Source organism: Streptomyces sp. NPDC001828 (genome assembly GCF_042892175.1).
GTDB lineage: Bacteria > Actinomycetota > Actinomycetes > Streptomycetales > Streptomycetaceae > Streptomyces.
Window position 1 is genome coordinate 79729 of record NZ_JBIATV010000002.1, and the last position, 25938, is coordinate 105666.

The 25938-nt window shown below is 70.0% G+C and carries 30 protein-coding genes; 8 read left to right on the forward strand and 22 right to left on the reverse strand.

Going from position 1 to position 25938, the window contains the following annotated elements; genetic code table 11:
- Positions 1-244: 244 nt before the first annotated feature.
- The 22 genes from ACFYZA_RS07245 to ACFYZA_RS07350 form a co-directional block, all read right to left on the reverse strand.
- Complete coding sequence (locus ACFYZA_RS07245; protein WP_388488154.1) at positions 245-2044, reverse strand: hypothetical protein; 1800 nt, start codon at positions 2042-2044, stop codon at positions 245-247.
- A complete protein-coding gene (locus ACFYZA_RS07250; protein WP_388488156.1) occupies positions 2041-3228 on the reverse strand; it encodes an AAA family ATPase in 1188 nt (395 codons plus the stop codon). The genes ACFYZA_RS07245 and ACFYZA_RS07250 overlap by 4 nt, the downstream gene beginning before the upstream one ends.
- A 130-nt stretch (positions 3229-3358) precedes the next feature.
- Complete coding sequence (locus ACFYZA_RS07255) at positions 3359-3580, reverse strand: hypothetical protein (protein ID WP_388489363.1); 222 nt, start codon at positions 3578-3580, stop codon at positions 3359-3361.
- A 37-nt stretch (positions 3581-3617) separates the two neighbouring features.
- A complete protein-coding gene (locus ACFYZA_RS07260; RefSeq protein ID WP_388488158.1) occupies positions 3618-4811 on the reverse strand; it encodes a hypothetical protein in 1194 nt (397 codons plus the stop codon).
- Positions 4808-5194 (reverse strand): hypothetical protein, encoded by a 387-nt coding sequence (locus ACFYZA_RS07265; RefSeq protein WP_388488160.1) that lies wholly within the window; start codon positions 5192-5194, stop codon positions 4808-4810. The genes ACFYZA_RS07260 and ACFYZA_RS07265 overlap by 4 nt, the downstream gene beginning before the upstream one ends.
- Positions 5195-5285: 91 nt before the next feature.
- Positions 5286-6473, reverse strand: a complete 1188-nt coding sequence (locus ACFYZA_RS07270) for a hypothetical protein (protein ID WP_388488162.1) — start codon at positions 6471-6473, stop codon at positions 5286-5288.
- Positions 6474-6490: 17 nt separating this feature from the next.
- Positions 6491-7288, reverse strand: a complete 798-nt coding sequence (locus ACFYZA_RS07275; protein ID WP_388489365.1) for a glycosyltransferase family 2 protein — start codon at positions 7286-7288, stop codon at positions 6491-6493.
- Between the two features lie 89 nt (positions 7289-7377).
- Positions 7378-8478, reverse strand: coding sequence for a hypothetical protein (locus ACFYZA_RS07280; protein WP_388489368.1), 1101 nt, complete (start codon positions 8476-8478; stop codon positions 7378-7380).
- Entirely contained in the window at positions 8459-8926 is a 468-nt protein-coding gene (locus ACFYZA_RS07285) for a hypothetical protein (protein WP_388488165.1), read from the reverse strand. The genes ACFYZA_RS07280 and ACFYZA_RS07285 overlap by 20 nt, the downstream gene beginning before the upstream one ends.
- A 126-nt stretch (positions 8927-9052) precedes the next feature.
- Positions 9053-9775: a hypothetical protein gene (locus tag ACFYZA_RS07290; protein WP_388488168.1), complete on the reverse strand. Its 723-nt coding sequence runs from the start codon at positions 9773-9775 to the stop codon at positions 9053-9055.
- A gap of 95 nt (positions 9776-9870) precedes the next feature.
- Positions 9871-10638, reverse strand: a complete 768-nt coding sequence (locus ACFYZA_RS07295; RefSeq protein WP_388488170.1) for a hypothetical protein — start codon at positions 10636-10638, stop codon at positions 9871-9873.
- A 29-nt stretch (positions 10639-10667) separates the two neighbouring features.
- The gene (locus tag ACFYZA_RS07300) at positions 10668-11537 is read right to left on the reverse strand and encodes a hypothetical protein (protein ID WP_388488172.1); all 870 of its coding nucleotides are present in this window, start codon (positions 11535-11537) and stop codon (positions 10668-10670) included.
- Positions 11527-11691, reverse strand: a complete 165-nt coding sequence (locus tag ACFYZA_RS07305; RefSeq protein WP_388488175.1) for a hypothetical protein — start codon at positions 11689-11691, stop codon at positions 11527-11529. Before ACFYZA_RS07305 ends, ACFYZA_RS07300 begins: the two co-directional genes overlap by 11 nt.
- 115 nt (positions 11692-11806) lie before the next feature.
- Complete coding sequence (locus tag ACFYZA_RS07310) at positions 11807-12376, reverse strand: hypothetical protein (RefSeq protein WP_388488176.1); 570 nt, start codon at positions 12374-12376, stop codon at positions 11807-11809.
- Positions 12377-12391: 15 nt separating this feature from the next.
- Complete coding sequence (locus ACFYZA_RS07315; RefSeq protein WP_388488179.1) at positions 12392-13906, reverse strand: VirB4 family type IV secretion system protein; 1515 nt, start codon at positions 13904-13906, stop codon at positions 12392-12394.
- Between the two features lie 28 nt (positions 13907-13934).
- Positions 13935-14396 carry a DUF6238 family protein gene (locus ACFYZA_RS07320; RefSeq protein WP_388488182.1) on the reverse strand — a complete coding sequence of 154 codons (462 nt, stop codon included), beginning with the start codon at positions 14394-14396 and terminating at the stop codon, positions 13935-13937.
- Between the two features lie 106 nt (positions 14397-14502).
- On the reverse strand, positions 14503-15975 hold the full coding sequence (locus tag ACFYZA_RS07325; RefSeq protein ID WP_388488184.1) for an SCO6880 family protein: 1473 nt from the start codon (positions 15973-15975) through the stop codon (positions 14503-14505).
- Positions 15976-16056: 81 nt separating this feature from the next.
- The gene (locus ACFYZA_RS07330; RefSeq protein WP_388488186.1) at positions 16057-17436 is read right to left on the reverse strand and encodes an ATP-binding protein; all 1380 of its coding nucleotides are present in this window, start codon (positions 17434-17436) and stop codon (positions 16057-16059) included.
- Positions 17437-17473: 37 nt separating this feature from the next.
- Positions 17474-18166, reverse strand: a complete 693-nt coding sequence (locus tag ACFYZA_RS07335) for a hypothetical protein (RefSeq protein WP_388488188.1) — start codon at positions 18164-18166, stop codon at positions 17474-17476.
- Positions 18166-18453 (reverse strand): DUF6112 family protein, encoded by a 288-nt coding sequence (locus tag ACFYZA_RS07340; RefSeq protein WP_388489370.1) that lies wholly within the window; start codon positions 18451-18453, stop codon positions 18166-18168. Before ACFYZA_RS07340 ends, ACFYZA_RS07335 begins: the two co-directional genes overlap by 1 nt.
- A gap of 242 nt (positions 18454-18695) precedes the next feature.
- Positions 18696-19061, reverse strand: coding sequence for a hypothetical protein (locus ACFYZA_RS07345; RefSeq protein ID WP_388488189.1), 366 nt, complete (start codon positions 19059-19061; stop codon positions 18696-18698).
- A 169-nt stretch (positions 19062-19230) separates the two neighbouring features.
- Entirely contained in the window at positions 19231-20364 is a 1134-nt protein-coding gene (locus tag ACFYZA_RS07350) for a C40 family peptidase (RefSeq protein ID WP_388488191.1), read from the reverse strand.
- Between the two features lie 512 nt (positions 20365-20876).
- Here ACFYZA_RS07350 and ACFYZA_RS07355 point away from each other — a divergent pair.
- The 8 genes from ACFYZA_RS07355 to ACFYZA_RS07390 all read left to right on the forward strand — a co-directional run bounded on the left by ACFYZA_RS07355 (position 20877) and on the right by ACFYZA_RS07390 (position 25931).
- Complete coding sequence (locus ACFYZA_RS07355) at positions 20877-21632, forward strand: DNA-methyltransferase (RefSeq protein ID WP_388488194.1); 756 nt, start codon at positions 20877-20879, stop codon at positions 21630-21632.
- 241 nt (positions 21633-21873) lie between these two features.
- Complete coding sequence (locus tag ACFYZA_RS07360) at positions 21874-22452, forward strand: DUF4913 domain-containing protein (protein ID WP_388489373.1); 579 nt, start codon at positions 21874-21876, stop codon at positions 22450-22452.
- The gene (locus ACFYZA_RS07365; protein ID WP_388488196.1) at positions 22449-22934 is read left to right on the forward strand and encodes a hypothetical protein; all 486 of its coding nucleotides are present in this window, start codon (positions 22449-22451) and stop codon (positions 22932-22934) included. The genes ACFYZA_RS07360 and ACFYZA_RS07365 overlap by 4 nt, the downstream gene beginning before the upstream one ends.
- A 19-nt stretch (positions 22935-22953) precedes the next feature.
- Positions 22954-23652 carry a hypothetical protein gene (locus ACFYZA_RS07370; protein WP_388488199.1) on the forward strand — a complete coding sequence of 233 codons (699 nt, stop codon included), beginning with the start codon at positions 22954-22956 and terminating at the stop codon, positions 23650-23652.
- 17 nt (positions 23653-23669) lie between these two features.
- Positions 23670-24413 (forward strand): hypothetical protein, encoded by a 744-nt coding sequence (locus ACFYZA_RS07375; RefSeq protein ID WP_388488202.1) that lies wholly within the window; start codon positions 23670-23672, stop codon positions 24411-24413.
- A 148-nt stretch (positions 24414-24561) separates the two neighbouring features.
- A complete protein-coding gene (locus tag ACFYZA_RS07380) occupies positions 24562-24912 on the forward strand; it encodes an SH3 domain-containing protein (protein ID WP_388488204.1) in 351 nt (116 codons plus the stop codon).
- 99 nt (positions 24913-25011) lie between these two features.
- Complete coding sequence (locus tag ACFYZA_RS07385; protein WP_388488206.1) at positions 25012-25491, forward strand: hypothetical protein; 480 nt, start codon at positions 25012-25014, stop codon at positions 25489-25491.
- Positions 25488-25931: a hypothetical protein gene (locus tag ACFYZA_RS07390; RefSeq protein ID WP_388488209.1), complete on the forward strand. Its 444-nt coding sequence runs from the start codon at positions 25488-25490 to the stop codon at positions 25929-25931. Before ACFYZA_RS07385 ends, ACFYZA_RS07390 begins: the two co-directional genes overlap by 4 nt.
- Positions 25932-25938 lie beyond the last annotated feature (7 nt).

Below are 25938 nucleotides of genomic sequence, written 5' to 3' on the forward strand. Positions count from 1 at the left end.
GGAGCAGGAGTGCTCTACGGTCCAGTGCGTCGGCACCCCCGGGGAATTCCGTTTGATGGGCGTTGCGTTCGAGGTCGGGCTGCTGGTCCGGGATTTCAAAACGAGTGCCTTTCGTTGGCGGGTGGGGTGGTGGCCTGCGTCGTTTCGGAGGGTCGTGCATCAGATGCACGATTCATGCGGCGGACGGAGGCGGTCTGGAGTGCTTGGCGGTGGTCTCGGGGACGCTTCCGCCTACTGCGTCGTCTCAGCGCGTCCTGCGGATGGCGTCTGTGGCCGCCTTGGCGATGGCGACGGGAGCGCTGGAGGGCTGGGGCAGGTGGAGCAAGGTGGTCCCCGGCAGGTGCTGAGACTGGGCGGTGAGGGTGAGCTGGAGGACGGCGCAGCCGGCGTTCGTGAGCTGCTTGACACGGGTGACGGCTTGAGTGGTTTCGTCGCTGCCGTACAGGGCGTCGGTGACGATCACGAGAAGGCGGCCGGCGCCGGGGCGGCGGAGGTCGAGGCCGTGGTCGAGTGCGTCGATGGCGTCGCCGAGATTGTGGTGGCCGCCGTTGGCAGCGAACGTCGTGACGCGCTCTGGTGCTTGGTGGGTGGGTCGGGTCAACGCGGTCAGGTGCCTGTCATAGGCGATGGTGGCGGTGAGGGAGTCGGGGTCGGTCAGGGCTGCTGCGCGTGCCACGATCCAGGCAGCGGACGCGACGGGCGCGCAGGCGGCACGCATGGAGCTGGAGACGTCGACGGCGATACCCACACGCAGCGGTGGGGTGGGAGAGTTCCGGCGGCGGGTGTGGGTGAACGGTTCCGCGGTGGGGACCGACCCGGCCGCGCGCTGGGCGTCGCGGGCGAGAGCCTGGCGCATGTTGAGGCGGCCGGGCGGGGTGGGGCTGGTGGTCCGCTCCTCGGTCCGCTCGCGGTAGGCAGCGGCACGCAGGGCGCGGCTCAGGCGCGCGGCGGCACTCTGCTCGGCGGCGGTGGGCCTGCGGGTGCCGGTGACTGGGGTGCTGCGGGGCGCCGTTGTGCCGTCGGGGTTGACGGTGGTGCCACGCGGGTTGAAGACCGACTTGGCGGTGGCGGCGGCTTTGCGTCGCTGGCCGGCCCGCTGGGCGCGGTCCTGAGCCTGTGCCTTGGACCGCGACGCCATGGCGTTGTTCGCTGCAGCCTGTGCCGCGAGGTCGGCGGCGTCGGTTGCGGCCGTGCTGTCCATGACGACCCTCACGGCGCCGGACAGCAGATCGGAGAGGTTCTCCGGCACGGATCGGGCGGGGGCAGCGGCGTCCAGGGCATCGCACCACTTCTGACCGTGCGCGAGCATGGTCGTGGCGTCGTGGTCGGCGCACTGGTGGGCTGCGGTCCAGATACGGGTGAGGGCGGCCAGCAGGGGTGCGCCCAACACCTTTTCGCACAGATCGGAGACGGCCCGGGTCTCGCCGGCGTCCAGGATGCCGACGTCCCGGCGGCCGAGGATCAGGGCCCCCACGGCGGCTGCCTGCTCGATGCCCTGGACGGTGGGGTGGGCGATGTCGGGCATGACCAGGGTGCGGGCACTGGTGCGCAGGTACGTGCGGTCCGTGGGCCGCGTGATCAGGTGCGCGCCTTCGACACGGCTCTCCTCCAGCAGGAGCGCGGCCTCGACGACACGGGGGTCGGCTGCGTCAGGCTGCGTCCAGACGGAGTGGGCCGCGTGCGCGGCCTCATGGACGAAAACGCCCCAGGCGGCGGGATACCTCTCCTCGTCCCCCACGATCCGCGGATGGATCTCGTGAGGCTGAAGCGGGGCGAACAAGGCGGCGTCGAACTCGATCTCGCCCAGCGTGGGGAAGAAGGCGGCCGGTGCGCCGCTGCGCGTGCCGGGGCGGCAGGTGACGAGGAGGTCCTGGCGGCCGGAGAGGGCGACCAGCCGGTCGCCGAGTTCGGCTCCCACGCGCAGCCACGCGGCCGGGGAGGTACGGGGCTGCGCGGGCGGGGCTCCGTCGTCGTCCCAGCGCGCGAGGTCGGCGTCCTCGTCCCGGGTGGTGGCGGGTGTCTGGACGTGCTGGTGGGCGCTCATCGCGAGCGGCCCCGGTGTATGGAGCCGCGGGCAGCTGAGGCGGGGAGCTGCTTGCCGAGGGTGAGGGGCGCGATCTTCTTGACGCCGGCAGCCTTGATGACGGCGTCGGCGACGGCGTCGCGATCCTCCACAGGAGCGATGCCGACCAAGTTCGCCAACGCGGCATTGGTGCCGAGGACGGCTTCGGTCTTCTGGTAGCTGAGCAGTTCCCGCAGTTGGGGAGCCCAGCCCAGCTCGCCGAGCTCGACCTGGCGGGCGAGGTGCCGGGCGACCCGGACCACCCGGGCATCGATCCTCAAAGCCAGGGCGAGGTCATAGTCCGTGCCGATCTGGATCTGCACGCTGAACCGGCTCGAAAGCGCCTCGGTCAGAATCGCCCCGTGGACGCCGGGGTTGTGGCCCGCCACCACGTAGAAGCCCGGCTCGGACACTATGGTCTCGCCCTTGTGGGCTTTGACCTGGATCTGGCGGCGGCCGTCCATCGCGGGATACAGCGCCGCCAGGACCTTCGGTGAGATCAAGGTGGCATCGTCGATCAGCAGGGCGCGGCCCTCGGTCATCGCGGTGACCAGCGGACCGTACTGGAAGACGTAGCCCCCGCTGTCGGCCTGCGTGTACTCGCCGATCAGGTCTCCGACTGTGGTGTCGCCGTCCCCGGCAACAGTGAGCAGGTCCGGGAACGCCGCCTCGACCAGACTCGTCTTGCCGGTACCCGGAGGGCCGTAGAGCAGCACCGGCACGTCGGCGTCGCGCAGGCGATTCAGCGCCTCGACGTCGGGCAGATCGGCCAGCTCCCGGGGGTGGTAGAGCTGTCCCCCCGCGCGGCGGATCGGGCCGGTCTGCTTCGGTGGGGCTGCTGCGGTGATGGTCGTGCGGGCCGTGGCCGCCTGGGCTCGGGGAGCGTGGGTGCCCGGCGGGCTGATCACCGCGGTCTGCGCGGCAGCGGCGGTCTTCGCGTTCGCGCGGAACTCCGGCTGTCCACTACCGCTTTGGTCGGCCTCGCCGCGTCGCACCAAGGTGAGGGACGCGTTGCGGACGGCGCCGTGGGAGTGGCCCAACTGCCTGGCCATGTCCCCGATGGTGAGCGCGTCCGCCGGCCGGTCGGCCAGCAGCCGGGCGACCTTGGCCCGTAGTTCGCCGCCCTTGGTCCGAGCTGGGCTGGCAGGCGGTCCGGGTGTGGTCACAACGAGGGTCCTTCAACAGGTATGTGTGCGGGCGGGTTGGCGATGTGCTGGAGAGGCAGGCTTCTCTCGGAGCGGATCACGGACTGTGCTGACATCGGCGACTGAGTCAGCCGGGGCGTGCTGTCGGCGCTCACCGGGCAGCCGAGGGCTCGGCCCAGGGGCAGGGGCGGGTCGGCGAGGAGCAGCACGTGGGCTGGCGCGCAGGCCCGCGTGCCTGCTCCGTACCGGGTGCTGTCGCCCGGCAGGTGCAGACGGGCGGCTCTTCGAAGCCGTCCTGGAGCAGGATTCGCCGGGCGGCCAGGTTGTAGGCGGTGGTCGTGATCTCGCCGGTGAAGGCGTGCCGGATCGGCATGAACGGCTCTGCTGGAGCTTCGGGCAAGGCTGATTTCCTATCGGTGGTGCCGGGCAGCCGTGGTGGTGCGGGGCGGCGAGGTGGGCGGCGTGGTGTCCACGGCAGGTCGCGGGCGGGCGCGCAGCACGGGGGTTCGGTGCGGGGGCAGGACGGCGACGGTCGCGCCGAGGTCTTCGGCCGCATCCTCGACTTCACGGGTGAGGAACTCGATCTGCCGGCTCAGCGTCGAGAGGCGGGCGGCGATTTGGCGTCCCTGCGTGGTCTCCAGTGCGTGCGCGAACTGGCGGCTGGTTTCGAGGAGTTCCTGGAGCCGGATCATCGGCCCTGCGTCGTAGCCGCGCTGGGTGGCACTCAAAAGGGCGTTGGAGGCGTCACCGGCGTGCTGGGCCTCGATGACGTCCTGGATGAGTTCCTGCAGCGAGATCTCGGGGACGGGCTCGGGCCGGTTGAACGCTGAGACATCGGCGCGCAAGACGCCGGGCGGCACTGCTGCTGGCAGTACCTTCCCTGCCTCGTACTCATGGGCGTAGTGCCCGATCACCTGCCAGCCCGGCACCCCCGGATCGCCGCGCAGCGCGACCACCGTCGAGTCGTCGTCCTCGACCAGGTACGCGAGGGTGATCGGCTGCCCGTCGGCGGCGTACCACGACTCGGTCAGATCCAGCTCGCCGCGCCGTTGAGCGGCCCGGGCCCTCTCGGTCCATATCTGCTGTTCCTCGTCGGTCAGCGGAGCCTTGTGGTGCTGGCCCTCACGCTGATCAGCGAGGTTGCTGACGATAGGGCTGTGGTCCGCCCAGGCAGTGAGGTGCGGCCACAAGTGCGCGTGTTGCGTGCGTTCGGCCTGGGAGCCGGGTGCGGGTGGCTGGTCGAGGCCCCGGCGGATCTCGGCGGCGGAGGCAGCCAGGCCGTCCAGGATGGCCCGCCACCCGGCCACGTGCCGGGCGGGTGGCAGCTCGTCGAGCACGAGGCGGGCGGTATCGAGGAGAGCTTCGGCGTGCGGGGCCAGGTGGATGGCGTACGCGTCCACCGCCGCCTTGTCGCGCTGGGCTCGCGCGGCTGCCGCGGCGCCCGCGTGGACGGTGCGGCCGTAGCGGTCGCGTGTCGTGTCGAGCGTGGTTTCGGTCTTGCGGTTGATCACCGCCATCCGCAGCCGGAAGTCGCGTGCAGCGTTGGCGTGTTCAGGTGTCGTCGGCAGGGTGCCGTCGGGGGCCGGAAGGCTGCCGGGCGTCATCGGGACCGTCCGCCGCCCGAGGCCGTCAGGTGGACGGTCGGGGCGTAGGAGGGCTTCGGCGGCATCGGCCGGGCAGAAGGCAGTGAGGTGGTGGGCCGCGTGCCGCGCTGTGTTGTGCGGCCGGCGGCGGCTTGGGCGAGGCGGTTGCGGCGCTCCAGAAGCCCGTGCGGCGGAGCCGGACGCGGCGGGCCGGGCGAGAGGGCGGGGTCGAGGGTGATGTCCGCGTGCACGGCATATCCCTGACCGCGCAGGTCAGTTACGGCCTGGCGTGCGCGGCGATGGCCGTCGCGCTCGGGCTCGCTGAGCCGGTACAGCCCCGGGTTGGTGGGGACGGGTTCGAACTGTTCGCGGGTGAGGAACCACTCGGCCAGGTGTGGGGGCAACTCAGGTGAGGCGGCGGCCACGAAGCCCAGGTCGGGGTGGGTGCCGAAGCGGAAGTGGTCAGACAGAGGGGGAATCCTTTTCTCTACGGCATCAGAGGTGCGCGTTCGCCGGCCGGATAGCGGTGGGCTGGGCCGGGCGTGAAGTGAGCTGCCGCGGGCTGGGCGCAGACAGAGCCACGTGCCCGCCGGGGACGGCGGCGCGGGCTTGGCGCTCGAACGTCTCACCATCGGCAAGCCACGTCTCGATCGCCGGCAGGACGGCGGCGCCGAGTTCGCTACGGACCTGGCTCCACTCGCGGGCCGACAGAGTCGTACGGATGGAGTACAGCTCCGAGCGCAGGTCATTGAACTCGGACCAGACCTCCTGGCTGTTGGCGAGAGCCTCGCGCAGTCGGGCCAGTGCGGCAGCATCCTGCGGCCAGGGACTGGCCTTGGGGCGGCATCGGGCGATCAGAGCCGGGGCGTGCTGGAGGACGTCACGGAAGGAGAGCCAGGCATGGTCGGCGAACGCACGCTCCATCTCCGGCTGCAGACGCGAGTTGGCGAGCAGCGTGCCAGCACTGTGCCGGCCTGATTCCTTGATCGCCTGAAGGGTTTCGTATTCCGGGCGGATCCGGTTCAGTGCGGTCATGACGGTGTCGAGCCGCCGATGGTGCAGGGCCCTGCGGTAGTTGGGCAGGAAGGTGTGAGCGACGGCGCGAGCGGCGAGGTCCGGGGCGGCGGGCAGCGCGATGCTGCGGGGTGCGTTCGGCTCGTCCCAGTTGTCGTCGTACTCCTTGGTGGCGAAGGCTCCCGCGAGATAGCCGCTGGTGTGCCCGGGGCGTTCGATCAGCAGCAGCTCGGTGCCGGCGTGGTCGTTCAGCACGACCGCATAAGGGACGCGGTCGTGGAGCATGGTCTGGAGGAGGTCTCCGCTGTCCCACAAGGAGCCGACGAGGTCCTCCTGCCAGTGCTGGCTGGGGTAGATCTCCAGCTTCGCGCTCCAGGTACCGGGGAGCCGCGCGGCGATCTCCTGGCCGGTGTCGCTGAAGTATGGGCGCGGGCTGGTGGTGATCGTCGCGCCGTGGTCGTGGGCGCGGTGCACCAGGGCGCTGGCGGTGTCGCGGGCTGTCTGCTCCTCGCTCGGCGGGGCGGCGAAGGCGCCGTCGGGTAGGCGGTTGAACCCGGCTTCCTGCAGGGCGTCGCGGGCTTGGAGGAAGTTCTCGCCGGACGCGATGGCGACGAGGCCGTGGGCGCGGCTGGTCGAGAGGATGATTTCCGCGGGGTGCGGGTTGGTCATGTCGGTGGTCCTGAAGGTCAGCGATGCGCGCGAGTCGACGATCCTGCGGAAGGCTCCGACGCTCGGGTACTGAGAACTGGTGCCGGTGCCGGCTGGTGGCGAAGCGCGGAGCGCAGGCTGCGGCCGTACTGCCAGGCGTGCTCGCGGGCCGCGGCCTCCAGATGGTCGTATTCGGGCTGGGCCGTGAGCTGGCCGACGTGCTTTCGGTATCTGTACACCGGGGCCGGCAGCAGGATTCCGGGGGCGAGATTCGTGATGCCGACGGCCGTGCAGTAGTCCTCGCCCTGGACGAGGCCCCCCATCGGGGCGGCGCGGACGAGGTCGGTACGGGCAAGGATCGTGGTCGGCCCGATCGGGATGGTGTCCGCCGGGGAATGCCAGTACGTCCACACGTCACCGGCCTCATGCCGGCCGGGTGGGGCGGGACACCGCCACAGCCGGGTGCTCCCGTCCGGGTAAAGGTCCTCGCTCCATCCCGCAGACCAGCCCACTCCGGCCGATTCCAGGGCGTTCAGCCGCACCGACATGGAGTTGTCCGTGAACAGATCGTCGTCATCAGCCCAGTTGCAGTACTCGGTGCGCACTTGCGCGAGGGCCAGATTTCTGGCGCAGGCGGCACCGACAGGACGGGGCACGACCAGGGTGTGCACGCGCGGGTCCTGCGCGAGCGCGGCGGGCAGTCGGTCGGGCGAGGCCCCGTCGAGCGCGACGATGGCTTCCCAGGGCACGGTCTGCCGGGCGAGGCTGGCGTGCATGGCGGTCAGGTAGTCGAGCCGGTCTTCGCGCAGGCGGCTGGCGATGACGACGGTGATCAGAGGGGTGGTGTGCGGGGGCAGGGACTTCTCCGGATCAGGCAGGGGGGGAGCGGTTCGTGGCCACCAAGGTGGCGCTTGGCGGGAGACGTCTACGCGCGGTCCGACCAGGAGGGGATGGGAGGGCCGGAGGCGTCGGTGCGGGCGCAGGTGTAGCCGATCAGGCGGGACGGCTCGGCCTTCGCGGGGACTGTGGCGGCGTCGTTGCACACGAACGTGTACTTGATGGACGTGCGGGGCACGCCGTGGAGCCAGGCCCGGTCGTCCTTGCCGGGGTTGATCTGAAGACCGGAATGCGCAACGGCGTCGGTCTGGGTATGCGTGTGCGAGAAGAGGATCAACGCGCCGTCGGTTGTCTTGAGGGCGTAGGCGTCCTTGAACCGGTTGCTGGCGCCCGCGAAGACGGTGGTGCCCAGCTTCCCGAACTTGCGGATCGTCTCGTCGTGGACCTTGATCTGCTGCCGGCTGGCCTTGGTCGGCTTGAAGACCTTGGTGCCGGTGTTCGTCCCGCCGGTCGCGAAGTTGTCGATCACTGCGGTGCGCAGCAAGTCCGAGTCGGCGCCGAGTTGCTTGTTGCCGGTGGCGTCGACTGCGGTGGCGTGGCCGTCCTTGTCGAGGGCGATGTCCGGCAGCGTCCTCGATTCGAGATCGACGACGGAGACCAGCTCCCATCGCTTGTCCTTCGGCTGCTCGGCGAAGAGGGCGATGCGGCTCGGGTCCTTGCCCTTCTCGCTGGAGAGCGCGGCGGCGAACCACCGGTCGCTGTCGGTGGTGAAGCGCGGGATGTACAGCTTGGCGTGGGAGGCGTCGTACGACCACGGCTTGTACGGCTTGCGGTCTGCCTTGGGCAGGCCCTCGGTCTCGGTGTAGTCGGAGACGGACATGGCGTACACCGGGCCGTCTTCGACGGTGTCGAGCCGGGCACGGTCCCTCTGCTTGTTGGCCTCGTTGTTGGTCTTGGAGTAGGTGGTGATGACGGCGCGGGCCTGCGCGTCGCTGAGCGCGGGCGCCGATTTCGGCGCGGCAGGCGAGGGGGTGGTCTTCTTGTCGGCCGACGTGTCGTCGCCGCTGGTGCAGGCGGTGGCGGCTCCGGCGAGCAGCGCGGCGGAGACGAGCAGGGGAAGGGCGCGGGCAGCGTTGCGGATGGGGGTGCTCCAGGGACTTGGGAGTGGGTCAGCGGGTGCGGGAGGCAGCTGAGCGGGGCAGGGGAACGGGGGCGGTGGCGCTCGCGCGCAGACTGCGGGGAGCGGTGGGCGGGGCGGTGAGCCGGTCGGCCGCTTGGTGGAGTCGGGCACCCGCCTTGTTGAGTCGGCCGCGGGTGCTGTCGATCCGGGCGTGCAGCAGAGCGCGAGTGGACTCCATCGACGTGGTGCGCTGCGCCGAGCGGGGTGAGGCGGCGAGCTGGTGCAGGGCACCGGCGTGGGCGACGGCGTCACCGAGGTCCGCCAGGGCGTGCCCCAGGGCGCCGGCCGTGTGCGTGAGCTGGGTGACCGTGAGCCGGGTGATCTCCGCCTCGGGGTCACGGCCGAGACGGAGGGTGCGGTCGGCGAAGGCCGCCGCGGTGGTGAGGTGCGTGATCAGTCCGGCGACGTCGCGGACGCGGTCGTCGAGTTCGTCGAGGTCGGCGCTGCCGGAGTACACCGCGTCGTTCAGCGGCAGTTCGTCGGCCGCGTCGTGAATGCGCTCGGCCAGCGAGTACAGCTGACTGATCTGGTCGTAGAGGAAGGGCAGATGGACTCCTGGAACTGTTAGCGAGTGCCAGCGCGATCAGCGGGTTCGAGGGCCTGGACGTCTGGCCGCGGATGCGGCAGGAGCGGGTGTCCCCGCGGGCGGCAGGTGACGCGGCGGCGCGCGGCGGCGGACGTCTTCGCGTGTGGATGTGGTGCTCGGCAGGGAGCCGAGGAGGGAGGGGGCGCCGTCGAGTTCGTCGAGCCACTTGAGGAGCTTGGGCAGGTTCTTGTCGGGCCCGTAAGCGAGGTAGGTGCCGTCGGCGCTGTCGCAGCCGAACCACTCGGCGATCCCCAGGCGGGAACGGGAGTTGACGCGGCCCATGTGGACGCCCTTGCCGCGGGTCTTGGCCTCGCGGGACAGCCGTTCGGCGACCGGGCCGAGCTTCCATTCGGTCGATCCGGCCAGGAACAGGACATCGAGGTTGTCCCAAGGCAGCAGTCCGGGTTGATCACAGCCGTCCTGGGCCGCGAAGGCGGCAGGGACACCCAGCTCACGGATGCGGGCCAGCCACGGCAGCGACTCGGTCAGCGTGCCGGCGGCGTCGAACGGCACGTCGGGGGCAAGGGCCCACAGACAGCGATCCGGCCCGTACCTGTCGACGGTCCGGGACAGCCAGGCGAACCACGCCTGGGCACCGGGCCAGTAGCGGCCCTTGCCGTCGCTGCCGAACTTGGAGTTGTCGCAGGCATACAGGCTGCCTTCGGGGATGCGGCTGCCCTGGGCGGGGGTGGTCATACAGCCCAGGCGTCCCGCGCTCATGGCGGCCCGTATGTCAGGCCCGGAGGGAGTGCCGAGATAGCGCAGGGTGCACCTCCCCGGCGCTGCCGTAGACCGTCATCCGGGCGAAGGCGTGGTCAGCGGTGATGGCTGCGGACGGTTGCGGGCTGTGAGGGCGGCAGCACCGCGGTCGTGACCGGAGCGGCGTGGCGCAGGTTCACCCCGATGCCCTTGGCGGTGAGCTGCTGGACCACGCCGTGCACGCGGAGGGCGCGACCACGGTCCCCGTAAGCGGTGGGCAGGAGGAACGCCGCTTGGTGCGGGTGGTACTGGAATCCGTGGGCGTACAGCGTCGTGCGGGCATCGACCGGCACGCTCTCGTAGGGCGCACCGAGGGCTCCGTCGCTGTACAAGGTCAGGGTGAGAACCTGGTCGACCTGCGGAGGGCGGGTCCGGTGCGGGAGGTCGGGTTGGGCCACCGTGTTGTCGAGGACTGCTCGCAGAGCCTGTTCGTAGCGGGGAAGCACCCGTCGGGTGACGTGTGCGGCGGCCCGCGCAGGATCTTGGGAAACGGCGATGCCGTTGGGCTCCGCGACCGCGTCGAAGTGGTGAGGCTTGATATTCGGGCCCGCGGGAGCGAGTGGGGCGACGACGAATTGCTGCGGATAACGGGGCCGGTCGGTCACATACAGCCGCTGGTCGGCCGGTCCGCGGAGTACAGCTGCGTGGGTGAGGACGTACTGGCTGACGATGTGGCCTACGTGGCCGGCGTCCCAGAGTTGCTCGGTGCGGGGGAACTGGTCCGCGTACTGCGCGTGGCGCTGGTACTCGCTGGTCCATGCGCCGGGCAGACGGTCGGCCAGGCCAGCGGCGAAGGCGGACAGGTCGGTGCGCGGTGGGGTCATGTGTTCCGGGAAGAGGCGGTGGTCCGGCGTCAGCGCGCGGACCGCGGTCGTGCCGTCGGGAGGGCTCGCGGGGGAGAAGGCGGCATATGGGCTGGGGTCGACGTGAGCTGCGGGGCCGGCGCGAGCGGGGTCAATGCCCGCATCCGGTCCTCCGCCACGTGCAGGACCTCTCCGATGTTGCGGATCTCGGCGGCGGCTTCGGCGAAGTCGTCGTACAGGTCGAAGCCGTCGTCTTCCTCGGCTTCCTTGGCCTTCTCGCCGGCTGCTTCGAAGAACTCACCGAGCTGTGCGAGCAGGCCATCGAACGGATCCAGGACCTGGTGCAGCAGGGCAGCGGCGTCCGCGTGCGATTCGGCTCCGTGGAGCCGGTCGGTCAGAGCGCGCATCGCGTCGCCGTAGCCATAGACGGTGGGCCGGCCAGCTGAGGGGGTGCCTTTGGGCGCCGGGGTGGTGTTCGGTACCAGCCCGAGCTGGTCGAGGCGATGACCGATCGCCGCGACCAGGGGGCGGACGCTGCCGCCGTGGCGGGCCTCGGGCCGCTGGGGGGAACTAGCGTCGGCGGAGGAAGCCGAGTCGTAGATGACCTCGAACAGCGCCTGGTCGTCCGGGTGCTCACGCGTCACGATCCAGCCCTCCGGATCCCCCGGTGGGCGGAGGGAGGGGGGCTCCTGCGGCGGGCCGATGATCAAGTAGCTGTCGTCGGGAAGCGATACACGCACGATGTACGCGCTGAGGCCGAACTCGATGTCGCACTCCAGCCCACGCTTCCGCAGTGGCGTGGTGATGCGCGCGTGGCGGCGCCACAACTCCTGCCACCAGGCGGTGGACACATTGCGATGGTCGGGAAGCGGCGCGAGCGGAGCCGTGTGGTCACCACCGCGGATGCCGTCAGCGCCCACGGCTTCTCCCGCGGGAGGTGGGCGTGCGGTGCGGCGGTGGTGTCCGGTGGGCGGGATTGGGCTCCGGAACCGGAGTGAAGTCGAGTTCGTACTCGTCGTAGGCGGCGATCAGGCCGTGTTCCATCTGGGCTTCGCGGTCGGCGACCTGCGCCATGAGGTCGTCGTGCTCGGCCTGGCACTGCTGGTAATCGGCCCAGTCGGCGTCGCTGAAATGAGCGGGGCGGTTCAGGGGACTCCTTGCGGTGGTGGTGTCGGTTCTGTGAGGCGGGCTAGCGATGGCGACTGCTCGGCCTGGGCGGTGGGAGTGCCGGGGTTTGCCGTGGTGCCAGCGCCGAGAGGAAGCGTTGGAAGCCGAGGTGGTCGTCGAGTTCCCTTGCTGCGTCGCGTAGAGACTCCGATGTGCGACGCAGGAACGCTCGCGCCGAGGCGTGGTCGATGACCATGCGATTCGTGAGGTGCTGCCGATCGGTCGGGTGGGAGGACCGAGGAAGTGACAGAGCGTTCTCGGCGGTTTCGGCGAAGTGCGGTGCAGCATGGCTTGACATGGAGACTGCAGTGGCAAGATGGGCCAGGACGGCGCCGCCCACGCGGGTTGCGCTGTGCGGACTCTGGGCGAAGTCAGCCGTCAGCCGCAGGACTTCGCGGGAGAGTTCCTGCGCGTCGACAGCGTGCTGGAGCAGCGCAGTGTAGGAGGGCGCGGCCGGCACGCGCCCGCTCTCGTCCAGCAGCTCCCACTGCTGGGCACCATCGAGCAGTTTGTCCTTCATCGAGTTGAGCGTGCTGATGAGTTGGACGGTGTCATCGCGCGGCAGAAATTCGCGCTGGATGTCGGATTTCATGGGCCTCCGGTTGTTTCAGTGCATCCGGGCGTCGGTGTCGAAGAGCGCCAGCTCGTGGCTGTGCAGGAGGTGTTGCACGATGAAAGATCGTCCGGCGACTTTCCACAGGCCGCGCCCTCGGTTGAGGTGGGCGATGGCGTCCATTTCGACGGAGGTCAGGCCGAGCAGGGAGGCCGCGGCGTGGAGTTGGTCTGTCTCCTGGCGGTAAATGATGCGGGTACTGCAGTCGGCGAGGAGTCCTTCGGCCAGGGCACGACCCTGTGATCCGGCGTCGCCGGCGGTGAGTAGGTCGGACAGCCGGTGGATGACCATGAGGTTGGCGATGCCGAGGCCGCGGGAGAGTTTCCACTGGGCCTGCATGCGCTGCAGCAGGCCGACGTGCCGCATCAGCCGCCATGCCTCGTCGTACACGATCCAGCGCCGGCCGCCGGAGGGGTCGGAGAGGGCGGACTCCATCCAGGCGGAGGCGCAGGTCATCGCCAGGACGAGGGCGGTGTCGTCGCCGGACCCGCCGAGGCGGGACAGGTCGATGGTGAGCATGGGCGCGTTCGGATCGAAGCTCACGGTGGAGGGGGCGTCGAACATGCCGGCCAAGTCGCCGTGGACCAACCTGCGCATGGCGTGGGCAAGGTCGCGTGCAGCGTCGCCGAGTTGGCCCGACATCATGCCGGCGGCCTCGTGGAGCGCACTGGGGTCGTTGAGCGTGGTGGCGACGTCGCCCAGCAGCGGTGTGCGGTGCGTGTCGGCGGCGCGGGTGACGACGGCGTCCAGGGCGACGTCCAGGGCGGTGTGCTCCATGGGCATCAGGTCCCTGCCCAGGACGGTGCGGGCCAGGGAACCGAGCAGGAGCAGTCGGCGCTTGCGGATCTCGCCGACCCAGTCGGCCTCGGACACGCTCTCCGGACGCGGGGCCGCGTCCAGGGGGTTCAGTCGTCCAGGCAGACCTGGCCCGAGAGCGACGGACCGGCCGCCCAGGGCTTCCGCCACCGGCGTCCACTCGCCCTTCGGGTCACACGGAACGTAGACGCGGTAGCCGAAGGCCACCGAACGCAGCGCGAAGCTCTTGGCGAGCGCGCTCTTGCCCTGGCCGATCACTCCGGCGAGCAGGAGGTTCGGGTTGGTGAATCCCTCGACCTTGCCGTACAGCGCGAACGGGTCGAAGACGAAGCTGGCTTCGGCGTGGACGTCGCGCCCGATGTACACGCCCTCGGCGCCAAGTCCGCCTTCGGCCAGGAACGGATACGCCCCCGCCGCGACGGCTGTGGTCATGCGGTGGGCGGGCAGCTTCAGCCGGTTCTTGCGCGCGGAGGCGGGGCCGGGGCGCCCGCTGGGCGGGTAGAGCGCTGCGGGCGTCTCATGCTCGGTGGATGCGCTCTCGGCCTGGTGGGCGCTGGCTTCCGCGCGGACCTTGGCGGTGGCCTCGGCGAGCTGGCGGCGCGCTGCCTTGCGGCTGGCGCGGTCGGTGCCATGGGGGGTGAAGAGCGGGCTGGCGGATGCGCGGCGGGCGCGGCGGGCGGGCCGGTGGCTCATCGGGGGCCCTCGTTTCTGCGGGTGGTGCTCAACGCACGCAGGCCGTTGTGTGCGGGCGGAGGTCGGTGGGGGTGGTCTTGCGGCGCGTGACGTGTCCGGCGGCGAGGTGGCGCTGGCAGATCGTGAGCACGGGCGGCCCCTCGGGCAGCCGCTCTGGATGGCATGCGCTCGGTTCGGCTTCTGCTGCGGTGGTGCTGGGCAGCAAGTGGAAGGCGGAGTGGATCTCGCTGGTGGCCTGCCAGAGGTGGGTGTGCGCGGTGGCGAGGTGGCGGCCGGCTGCGGGATGCGGTGGCCGGGCGTTTTCGGCGAGCCGGTCCAGAAGTTGGAGCAGGGCGGCGAGGTGGGCGTGCAGCACGTCGAGGTGCACGCGGTCCGTCGGCCGGGGTGGGTTCGCCTCCGACGGTGCAAGGGCCCGGGTGTGATGGCGGACTCCGGCGCTCGCGGCGCGAAGGTAGGGGTGCGCGTCATCCGGACGCGTGGGAGAGGTCAAAGGTGGTGGTCCTTCCTGCCTGCCGGCAGGGGTGGTGAGGGGTGGTCTGTCACGGATGATCGAAGAGCAGCGGGCCAGGGTGAGGACTGGCGGGGACGAGCCCGGCTCATAGGGCGGTGCGGGCGAGCGGGAGCGCGGTGAGCGCGAAGGCGTCCGGCTGCTGGTAGTTCAGCCGTCTCAGGTCGACGCCGGAGGTGACGGCGTGGGTCTCGATCTGTGCGCAGGCGGCGTCCAGGAGGGCATCGGTCTCGGCGGTGACGGTGACCAGGCCGGTCAGCGCCACGTCGGCGTGCCCGGCGATGAGCTGGCGTTCGCGTGTTTTGACGTCGGCGTACTCCACGGAGTCCTCCTCGCTGTCGACCTGCCCGCGCCGCGCGCGCTCGTTGGCGTCGGCGATGATCGCTGCCTTCTTCCGCTGGACGTCGCGCAGCGCGGACTCGAGCCCCTGCGGCACGTAGACGAGGGAGAGGCTGCGGCGCACGCCGGCGGTGAACATGATTCCGTGCAGGAATCCGGCGCCCATCTCGGTCCGCGGCCAGTTCTCCACCCAGTACGTTGCGTGCCGTGCGCTGTCAGTGGTGAGGCGGTCGAACTCCTCGAACTGGACGACGGGCCCGGCGGCTGCCGGGTCGGCCTCGGCGCGGCCGGTCTCGGACCACTGCTGGAGTGCGGCGAGCGCGTTGGGGTCGTAGGCGGTGCGGATCACGGCGGCGATCTCTCGCGACGTCAGCCAGCCGGTGACCTGGAGTCCGGCGTTGCGGGCGGCCTGGGCGATGGAGGCGGTGGTCTGCTCCATGACGGTGAACGCGCCGGGCAGCCCACCACCGGCCTGGCTGACGAGGCGGCGGGCGGCCTTGAGGTCGAGGGAGATGGCGAGGTAGGTCTCGTGCGGGGCGGCGGCGGGGCCGGCCGAGGCGACCAGCTCGGAGTAGATCTGCCCGGCGACGGGGGCCTGGGGCTGCCCGTTCCGGGTCCAGTGGCGGGTGAGGGTGTCGCCGCTGTCGGGAACGGTGCGTTCCAGCACCTGGACGGTGGCGATGTGTCCGGTGCGGGCGATGCCTGCCAGCGCGCGTCCCCAGCTGCTCACGTGGTGGTTCTGGGTGGCCGGGTCGAGGAGGACGAAGGCGCGCGAGCTGACGCGGGCGATAGCGGTCAGGGTCTGCTGGTGCGGGTCGTGCACGGCCGCGGCGCCGGTGGCGGAGTCGCCGGGGGTGACCACCTTCAGCGAGGCGGCGGTGCCCGGCAGGTGGAGGACTCCGTCCTGCCGGGGCCGAGTGACGGGCCGGGCGAGCCAGAGGGTCTGCCCGGTGCGGCGGCGCTGGGCGTAGCGGGCGACGATCGGGGCCCAGTCGATCAATGAGCGGCCGTGCCGCCGGATCGCGACGAGTGCACCCGACGCGGCCCACAGGGGGGCCAGGGCAATAGCGCCGAGCAGCCCTGTGGAGACCACTGTCATCAGCAGCAGCGCCAGCGTGCAGGAAACGAGGACGAGTTGGGGCAGAGAGAGGCCGAGAAGAATGCCGCGGCGGGACCGGTGCGGGAACTTCACCGTGACCGGGGCGACGGAAAGATCAGTCAAGGGGCGGGTCCTGAAGACGCGGGTGGAACCCGGGGGCGGGAGGTGACGGGCACGTCCCGCCCCCAGGAGTCGGGCAGGGGATCAGAGGCCGGCCGGTGGCGGCGGCGGTGAGGCCGACCCGCTCGACGTGGCGTTCTGTGAGCCGGAGGACGGGGGTGCGCCCTGTGGCGGCGGGGTCGTGGTCGGCGGAGCGGACTGCCATCCGCCGCCCTGGCCGGACGCGGCATTCGTGCCGGATCCATCCGGCCCCGGGCTTCCGCCCATCTGGCTGCTGGTGTCGTCGGACACGTTCGTCGGAGCGGGCTGAACGGCCTTTTCCAGACCGGACTTGACGGTATCGCCGCCCGGCGAGACGCCCGTTCCGCCGCTCTGCGGACCGTCCTTGCCTTCGCTGCCTCCGCCGGTCGGATTGGAGGAGATGTCGCCGGGGAATCCGCCCCCGCCACCAACGTCTGGGCCTTGTGGCGCGGCGCCTGCACCGGCGGCAGCGCCGCCGGTTCCGGCAGTGGCCGCCGCCGAGGCGGCCTTGCGAGCGGCCTTCTCGGCATGCGCCTTCGCGATCTGCGCTCCGGCGCCACCGGCTCGGTGGATGGACTCGCCGTCGGTGCCATCGGCCGCCCAGTGCACGAACTTAAAGACGGCGTACGGGCACAGCAGCACCAGGACCATGATCACGATGCCGGACATGACGTCGGCCAGTGCGGCGATGCCGTCCTTCGCCTCAGTTTTGCCCATGGCGGCGATGCCGAGTACGAAGATCACGGTCATCAGGAGCTTGGAGACGACCAGAGTGGCGGTGGCCTCGATCCAGCCCTTGCGCCAGCGCCGGGCGACCTCCCAGCCGCCGCCTGCGGATGCGAAGACGGCGAGGGTGACCATCACGAGAATGCCGACCTTGCGGACCATCATCACGCACCAGTAGAGGAACGCGCCGATGGCGGCGCCGAGCCCGGCGACGACTGGCACGAGCCAGCCCAGGCCGGCCAGGCCGCCGATCTGGTTGACCTTCACGATGCGTCGTACGGCGGACTCGATGTTGAGGTGCGCGGTTTTGAACAGGCCGTCGCTGACGGCGTCGACCACTTCGACGGCGACCGTGGTGAAGGCGATGGCGCAGAAGGCGAACAGGACGCCGCTCATGGTGCCGGTGAACGCTTGGGTGAGCGCTTGTCCGTCGCGCCGGATGGCGGCCCGGACCAGCTGCGCGCAGAAGGTTGCGACCAGCAAGACCAGGCCCAGTGGCAGCAACATCTCGTAGTTGTCGACGAACCACGTCGCGTTGAGGTCGACCTTCGTGGTGGTGTTGACGGCTTCGGCGGCCAGATCGGCTGCGGCGGCAGCCAGTTCACCGGCGGACTTGGCCATCCAGTCACCGATGGCCTTGCCGGGGTCCGAGGCGAAGTCGACCGCGTCGCCGACGGCACACAGCTTGTCGGCCAGGGGGAAATCACAGAAACCCACGAGGAGTTACTCCTCCCTTCTTTGTCTCAGGTGCGGGTCACTGCGTGACGCTCGGTGCGATGGCGGCCAGAGTGCAGTCGTGGCTCGGGCGGCACTGCACGGCGAGGGTCACGGCCCTTTCCTCGGCTCCGCCGCCGCCCTTCTTCCAGCTGAGCGTCTGCTTGCCATTGACGGTGACGACGTAGATGTACGCCTCGGTGATCGCGGAGGGGTCGTCGGCCAGGGCCGCCTTGAAGGCGGAGGGGTAGTGGCCCTCGGTGACGTTGGCGGTGGCGTGCTGGTCCTGATCGGCCATCCGTGACCACAGCACCGGATCGGGCACCTGGCCGGAGATAGAGGCCCAGTCGCTGTACTTGGTCTCGGTCGTCATCCACGCGCGCATGCCGGCGAGCTGCTGGTCGCGGCTGGTGTTGCGGGTGTCGTAGGACCACAGCATCTGGGCCGCCGCCTTGGCGTAGGTGATCGGTTCGGAGATCTGCGGAGGCTTGGGCACCGATCCGGATCCGGAGGAAGGCTTCGGGGCGGCCTCGGAGGGGGACGGGCTGCTGTCCGGGGCGGGCGCGGCGGTGTCCGGGGCTTGGTGGTCGTTGCCGCCGCCGGTCAGTAGGGCGACGATCCCGGCGATGGCGAGCAGGGCGGCGACGGCGGCAGCGACGATTGCGATGCGCCGGTTTGCAGACCAGCCCGCGCCGTACGAGGACAGCGACAGGGAGGGAAATCGTTTCTGCATCAATGGACCTGAGATCCGAGGGCCGAGAAGAAGGCCACGATTCCGTTCGCGGCACCCAGGCCGAGGGCGGCGCCCGCGGCGACGACCGCGCCCTTCTTTCCATTGGCCTCTGCCTGGTGCCCACCGGTGTGGTGACCCCAGGCCCAGACGCCGAGCGAGACGGCGAGGGCGCCGACGACGGCGATGATGCCGAACATGTTGATGCTGTTGACGACGTTCTTCAGAACGGCGAGGCCGGGCAATCCGCCGCCCTTGGGTGATATTCCTGGGTCGTAGGCGAGCTGTATGACGCGGTCTGTGAGAGGGGCGGGCGTAGGCGTGGCGGAGCTCCTTGCATGCGCGGGCCAGGTGAGGACCAGCGGAAAAGGGGAATGCGGAGGGGGAGGTGCGCTCGGGGCGCGGAAGTGGCCGCGGCGGCGGCTTGCCCGGACCTGCTTCGGTCAGAGGCAGCGGGGAGGCAACTCCTCGGGCCGGGGCGCGGCTTCGAAGCCGCCTTTTCGGCTGAGGCCAGGGAGGGCTGCCGGGCGTGCTACTTCGGAATCGGCGGCTTCGGCGCCGGGTTCGACTCGTACGGGTTGGCGCAGTCGTAGATCATGTATCCGCGGATCTTCTTGCCGTCGGACTTCCGGGTCACCGTGCCGCGGGTGTACCAGGTCTTCTCTGCACGCTTGTACGCGAACTGGTCATAGGTGACCTTGTCGTGCCGGTAGGCGATGCCTACGACGGCGGACTTCTTCGCGGGATCCTTGTGGACCTTGACCGCCTTGCACGAGATCGTCGTGTGGCCGGTGTCGTACGCCTGGGCTGTAGAGGCGCTGGCCAGGCCGCCGGCGGCAACTGCGAGGCCGATCGAGCTGGCCGCGAGGGCGCGCCGGACACGGGAGTGGATTGTCACGTGGATGCTCCGGGGTATGGGGGGCTAGGGAGTGGGCCGCCCGCTCGTCCTGCTAGGGCGGCCAGCTGCGCGAAGCCACGTTGAGAGGTCGGGAGTTGACTTCCGGTGTCTGGTGCCGGGCAGGCCGCCGGTGAAGTTCTGGCGACGGCGGCCTGCGGGCTGACCGGGATCAGATGACGCGGCGGGCGGCGAGGATCGTCCAGTCCTTGAGTGGGGTGATCCGGACCGGTTTGGTGGTGCGCGGCGCCTCGATGACGAGGCCCTTGCCCATGTACATGCCGACGTGCTCCGGCCGTGCGGCGCTGCCGCGGCTGAAGAGCAGGTCACCAGGCTTGAGTTGAGCGGGAGAGGCCGCCTTGCCCTCCTTGACCTGCGTGTACGTGGTGCGGGTGAGCGTGACGCCGACGTGCGCGTACGCCTGCTGCATCAGGGAGCTGCAGTCGCAGCGGCCCATGGGGTCGGGGCCGTGCGAGTCGGTGCAGGATCCGCCCCACTGGTAGAGCGTGCCGAGCTGGTGCATGGCCCACTCGATGGCCTTGCGCGCCTTCGGATCGGCGTCCTTGGGGATCGCATAGCCCTTCGGGACGCTCCCCTCGGGGATGCGGCCGAAGCCGGAGCCGTCCTGGACGGGAGAGCAGCCGGTCGTCTTGGTCGACGGCTTCTTCCCCTGGCCCACGTCCTTGCCGTCCGCGTTGTTGCCGCCACCCGGGAAGGTCTTGACGATGGCGTCCTGCAACGCGGTGGCCAGGTTCTCCCACCTGGCGTATGCGTCCGGCAGGCCGGACTTCTGCACGGCTTGGGCGGCCTGGGTGACGCTCATCTGCTGCCAGCCGCTCACCTTGAGCAAGTGCTTGTAGAACTGCTCGCTTGCGTAGACCGGGTCACGGATCTGTTCGGCGCTGCCCCAGCCTTGTGAAGGGCGTTGCTGGAACAGGCCGAGGGAGTCCCTGTCGCCGTAGTTGAGATTGCGCAGTCGGCTCTCCTGCATCGCCGTGGCGAGCGCGACGACCTGCCCCTTCTTGGGGACATCGAGAGAGAGGCCGGCGGCCACGATCGTCTGGGCGTTGGGGACCTGCTCGCCGGGCAGATCGAGGTCCTTGATGTGGACGTTCTTGCCCGACGCCCCGTCGAGGATCTTGGTGACCTGTTCGGCGACCTTGTCCGTGTCGATGTCGGTCAGGCAGTTGCTGAAGGAGCCGCTGCTCTGCACGGCGTCGGCGGAGGAAGCCATCATCATGCCGGTGCCGGCGATCAGGATCGGGGAGAGGAAGACGACGCCGAGGCCGGCGGCGAGCGCCTTCAACCGGAGCGGACCGCTCGTCGGTCAGCGTTTTCGGGCATGGGTGGGTAGCGAGACGTCATGAAACGTGTCCTTCGGGGTGCGGTGTTCGGCGTGCCGCGTGCGCGAGGCGTGAGGGAAGGGCGCGGTGGCCGGGGTGGGCGATCGGGACGGGCCGGCGCGGGCGAGTTGCCGCTCGCTTCGCGTGGCCTGGCCGTGAGCTAGGTGTGCCGGGGCAGGGGGTACCTCCGTGAGATGTGGCGGGATTCGCCAGCGGCGGTGTGCGCCGGGCGGTTCAAAAACAGTAGGCGCGGATTGGCGGTTGGCCAAAAAGTCGGCGTGAGGTATCGGAATCCGGCACCTCGGCGACGTATTTCTTGGTCGTCGGCGGATCCGCCCCTACAGTATTTGAACTCCCCCTCGCCCTCCTCGGTCTGTGGCCCTGGGCTTCTGCATGCCCACTTCTGGCCCGCGAGGACTCCCGTGCGAGACGGGAAGTTCCCTCCGCGTTTCCGCACCCGAATAGGGGTTCCTCTTTGCCTTTTTCCCTTCACCAGGGCGACGCCCTCAGTGCTCTCTCCGGCCTTCCGGACGCCTGCGTCGACTCCGTCATCACCGACCCCCCGTACAACAGCGGTGGGCGGACGGCGAAGGAGCGCACGACCCGTTCCGCGAAGCAGAAGTACACCTCAGCCGATGCCAAGCACGAACTCGCTGACTTCACCGGCGAGAACATGGACCAGAGGTCGTATGCGTTCTGGCTGACGCAGATCATGACCGAGGCCCACCGCCTGACGAAGACCGGTGGCACGGCACTGCTGTTCACCGACTGGCGCCAGCTCCCGACCACCACGGACGCGATCCAGGCGGCCGGATGGCTGTGGCGCGGTGTGCTGGCCTGGCACAAGCCGCAGGCCAGGCCGCAAAAGGGCAGGTTCACCCAGAACTGCGAGTTCATCATCTGGGCGTCCAAGGGCCCGATCGACGGCTCCCGCAACCCGGTCTACCTGCCGGGCATGTACTCGGCGTCGCAGCCCTCGGGGGCGAAGCGCCAGCACATCACGCAGAAGCCCGTTGAGGTCATGCGGGAGCTGGTCAAGATCAGCCCCGAGGGCGGCACGGTGCTCGACTTCTGTGCAGGTTCCGGTTCCACGGGCGTCGCCGCTCTGCTGGAAGGCCGGGACTTCATCGGCGTGGAGAAGACCGAGCACTACGCGTCGATCGCGGCCGACCGGCTCACCGAAACGATCCGCCAGACCCTCACGCAAGACGACGTGACTCTCACCGTCTGAGCCGCGAACGCGCTTCTCGTCACAGCGGCCGACGCTCTGGTCGGCAATCCGCAGACGCGTACTTGTCGCCCACCGGTCGCTCCGCGCATCGCCGCGCTACCCCTTCTCTCATTCCACGTCTCGTAGGAGGCCCAGCCTTTTCATGCCCGAATCCATAAACCCGCCCGACGATGGGGAGTTGGAGCCAGTACGCATTCCCGATCCACAGCTGGAGGGAATCGAGGCGAGCGTCAGACGGCTCATGGAGCAGTCCGCACAACAGGCACAGCAGATCGACCACCTCGCTTCCGCCCCGGAGCCGAGCGGATCGCCGTTTGCCGCGTTTGGGATGCCGGGGTTCGGGGGGCCGCCTGCCGCCGCTCCACCGGAGCCCCGACCGATCCTGGAACTCGACGGGGAGGAGCGGGAGGACGAACTCGACGCGCTCAGCGACTGGGTCGACGACTTCTTCCTCCCGGTGTACGGGTCGGAGGTCACCACCGCGGCGCCCTGGTGCCTGCAGTGGCAGGAGCACGACGATGTCGTGGCCTGGCTCCACGCGCTGTGGCTCGCCTACCAGCAGCACAAGGATCCCGAGGCCGGATTGAGTGGCCTGTTCGTGTGGCACCGGGACTTCCTTACGCATGCCGTTGCGGCGATCCGCGCTCCGGGCGGGCCCCTGTCGGCCTGCATGACCTCTCCCGAACGGCCCGCGCACCGTCTGCTGCCAGGACCGCCGCCGTCCGTGCGCACGGAGACGGCAGCCGCCGCGGAAACCACCGAACCCGCCGAGCCCACCGAACCCGCCGAACCCGCCGAGCCGGACGAGCCGACGTCATGACCGCGGGACAGGGACAGCCCGCCTTCGGACTGAGCTTCGACCCCCGCGCGCTGACCGATCTCCTCCAGGCTCCCAGCGACATCCGCGACCTCACCCTTACCTACCTGCAGGAAGTCGTGAACGCGGAACGCTTCGGGCTGCGTCTCGACGGTGATCTGGAGGGCTACCGCAAGTTGTTCGTGGATTCGCGGAAGGACTGGCGCGTGGTCTATGGCGTCCGCCCGGCGCCCGCAGATGCCGCGCACCACAAGGAGATCCACGTCGTCGCGGTCCGGCCGCGGGCGGGCAACGACGTCTACGACGAAGTCGGCCGCCGCCTGGGGATGGCTCGCAGGCCGCTGAGCGCCCGCACCCACGCAGCACGCTCCCGCCCCCCGCAGCTCACCACCCGCGCTCGCGCGCCCAGGCCCGGCCCACCGCCCACCGCACTGCCGGGTCTGCCCCGTCCCGCACAGAATCCCCAGCACCATCACACCCGCTGAACCCACCGAGGGGTCGCCCATGCCTCAGGAACCCACGCCGGCACTCGCCCGGCGTGCGGTCTCTCCGCTCGACCACCGCCTCGAAGCCGTCACCGGCCATGACATCGACACCCTGTGGGCCTACCGTGACCTCGGCGTCCTGGACGAGGCACATGCCCACCTGGTGGACCAGCAGCGCAAGTTGGCCACGGCCCAGACCGGCGTCACCTTCTACCTCCGGCTCCTCAACCGTCTGTCGAGCGGCGAGTTCGACGTCGATGACGCCCTATTCGTACGCATCGACCGCACCGTGGACCAGCTGGAAGACGCCACCAGCGCACGGGATGTCGCTGCCCAGGAGGTGCTCGCCGCCCTGGAGCCCATCGAGGCTGCCGCGGCAGCCTCCGCTCGCAAGACGAAGCCGCTCTCGACGGACGACCAGGCGGCGCTGCTCGCCATCGCCGGCGGCGCCAAGCTCTACGAACACTTGCTGACCGGCCGGATGTCCGTCACCGCCGCCTCCGGCTCCCGCATTCCTCACGCCAAGCTGCGACGGCTGGAAGACGCGGGCCTGGTTGTCCGAGATACCGACCACCCCGCGCACGCCGGCCAGCCGGTCGCACTCACCGACGCCGGACGCGCCGCGCTGTTCGCAAGCCGACGGATGCCCACGATCCGGGCGCCGAAGGTGCCGGTCCGAGCTGGCACATCGCCATCCACCCCGGCGCAGCGGCGCTGACTCCACCGAAAGGCCCCTTGTTGTCTCCCACCGCCCCGGAGCCGGTCCGGAAGGCCATCCCTGAAGTCGATTTCGATCTGGACGACCTCGACGCCGACGAGGAGAAGTACCTCGACTTCTACCGCAAGGTCGGCGTCCACGAGGACATGCTCGTCCCGCTCGCCGAACACCACAACGGCCCGCACAGCTACTACGTCCTGTTCGACCGCACCGCCACCTGGGGACACCCCGGCATGCCCCAGGTGCTCGCCGTGCTTCTGCAACGGGACGACGAGAAGCACACGTTCAGCTTCGAGCACGCTGCGCTACCGCTGCCCGCGATGGCACAGTCCTGGCTCATTCACCGCGGCTGTCCCCGCGACGCCATCGCCCTTGACCCCGCGCTGGGCTCGCCGCCGGCAGACGAGGCTACGCGAGCGTTGGAGCGACGCCTCGCCGACGACGGCGACCACTACGCCATGGGGTACTCCTACACCGGCGACGACCCCGACGACATGGTCGTCGTCGTGGCCCTGCGCGCCATGGACGAGCGCGTCCCGTCGCCGTTCCGGGTCGTGGTCGAAGAGACCGACGCCGCGTCCTGGACGCACACCCTGCGCGAGGGCGGCTTCGACACGGTGGGCGAGGCCCTTCAGTGGTGCAACGACCGGCTCGCCGGTGAGGCCGGCCCTCTCCCGCCCGTCCGCCCGGCAACCGCAGCCAGCCGCCCGGCCGGTGTGGCGAAGGCCCCTGCGCCGCGCACGGCCGGCCGTGCGCGCTGAGCGCTCAGCGCGACGCGGGCGGCGAAACATAGCCGACGATCGCCGGTTAGCCAAACCGGCGATTCTCCGGACTCTTATACAGCCGCCGGGACAACTCCCGCGGCGCCCTTCCACGCATTCCCCATGCCTTCACGGAGGTCTCTTCCGCATGCGCTCCACCCGAATTGCCATATCCGCGGCGATGCTCGGCGCACTCACGCTGCCCGTGCTGTCCGCCACCACCGCCAGCGCGGCACCGGCCGCCGCCTCCGTTCTCCCGGCAAGCGACTGCTACGACCAGTCGCCGTACTTGCCGTACGCCGTACACGCCAAGGCCGTGACCATCCGGTCCAAGGCCAGTTCGAAGTCCACTGCCGTCGGCGTGCTCTACAAGAGCCACAAGTTCAGCGTGTCCAAGAAGAGCGGCAACTGGGTCTACATCAAGGACAAGACGACCGGTGTCAAGGGGTGGGTTTCTGGCACCTACGTGTACCGCGACGTCCGTATGTGCCTGGACTGACAGGAATTCGAAGGTGCTCGTAAGCGCCTGAGCCGCTGAGTACCGCCCGATTTTCGCATCTACCGAAGCATCGGCCCTTCCAGAACAGGAGTTTCTCGTTTGTCCGACGGCATATCCGATGACGTTGAGGACGTCGTGGGCGTACTTACCGAACGGATCGAAGCGCGCTTCGCCATGGACATGGACCAGTTGAAGGCCGCAGTCGGTACCGCTCCGACCGCGAACCCCGACGCCACCGACGTCATCAAGTGGCACGGCCTTCTCGTCCAGGCCCAGTCCGTGCTCGACGGCGCGGAGGATGACCTCCTCGCGGCGCTGGAAACCCAGACCAGCGAGGTCGACGACCCGACCATGGACCTCGCCCGCCGAGTGGACGCGGCCGTCACAGCACGCGACGGCCGGGCCATGGTCGTGCGGTGGCTCCTCGACCCGGACGCTCCGGGCAAGAAGGGCCTCGCCGCCGAACGGCTAGCTCGCCTTCGCCCCCGAACCGGGCCGGCGGTGCAGACCAGCATCCCCCAACGGCCCGGGACACCCGCGTCAGCGTCGGCGTGGCGGGCGGGAAGGCCCGTCCGGTGAGCCGGCTCAAGGCCAGCACCCTGGATGGGGACCTGCAGCTCGTCTTCGGGATTCCGGTCCTGGAGCTGTACGAGATGGCTGCCGGATCTGATGCCTCTACCGCCCTCGCTCGTGCGCTGGAACTGCGCTCCTTCCTTGCTCTGATCGAGGAGCAGGTCGCCCGGGTCCGCGACTACGTGCAAGCGGAAATGGATCCGGACCGCGATATGGGTGAGCTATCGGCGGACAAGCTCCGCCTCGACGCGCATTGGCTGGAGGCGGCGCTGGACGCCCGCGACGGCTACCGCACAGCCCTTCGAGAGTTGCTGTGCACTGTGCCTCCGCCCGACCAGCAGGCCCGGTCCGTCCACACCGCACGAGTCAGGGCCACCGAAGCCCTGCCCTCCTCCGCCTCCCCGGCACCGCAGCGTGCCGGGGCGGGCCGGGCCCGCCGACCGTGAAAGCCCT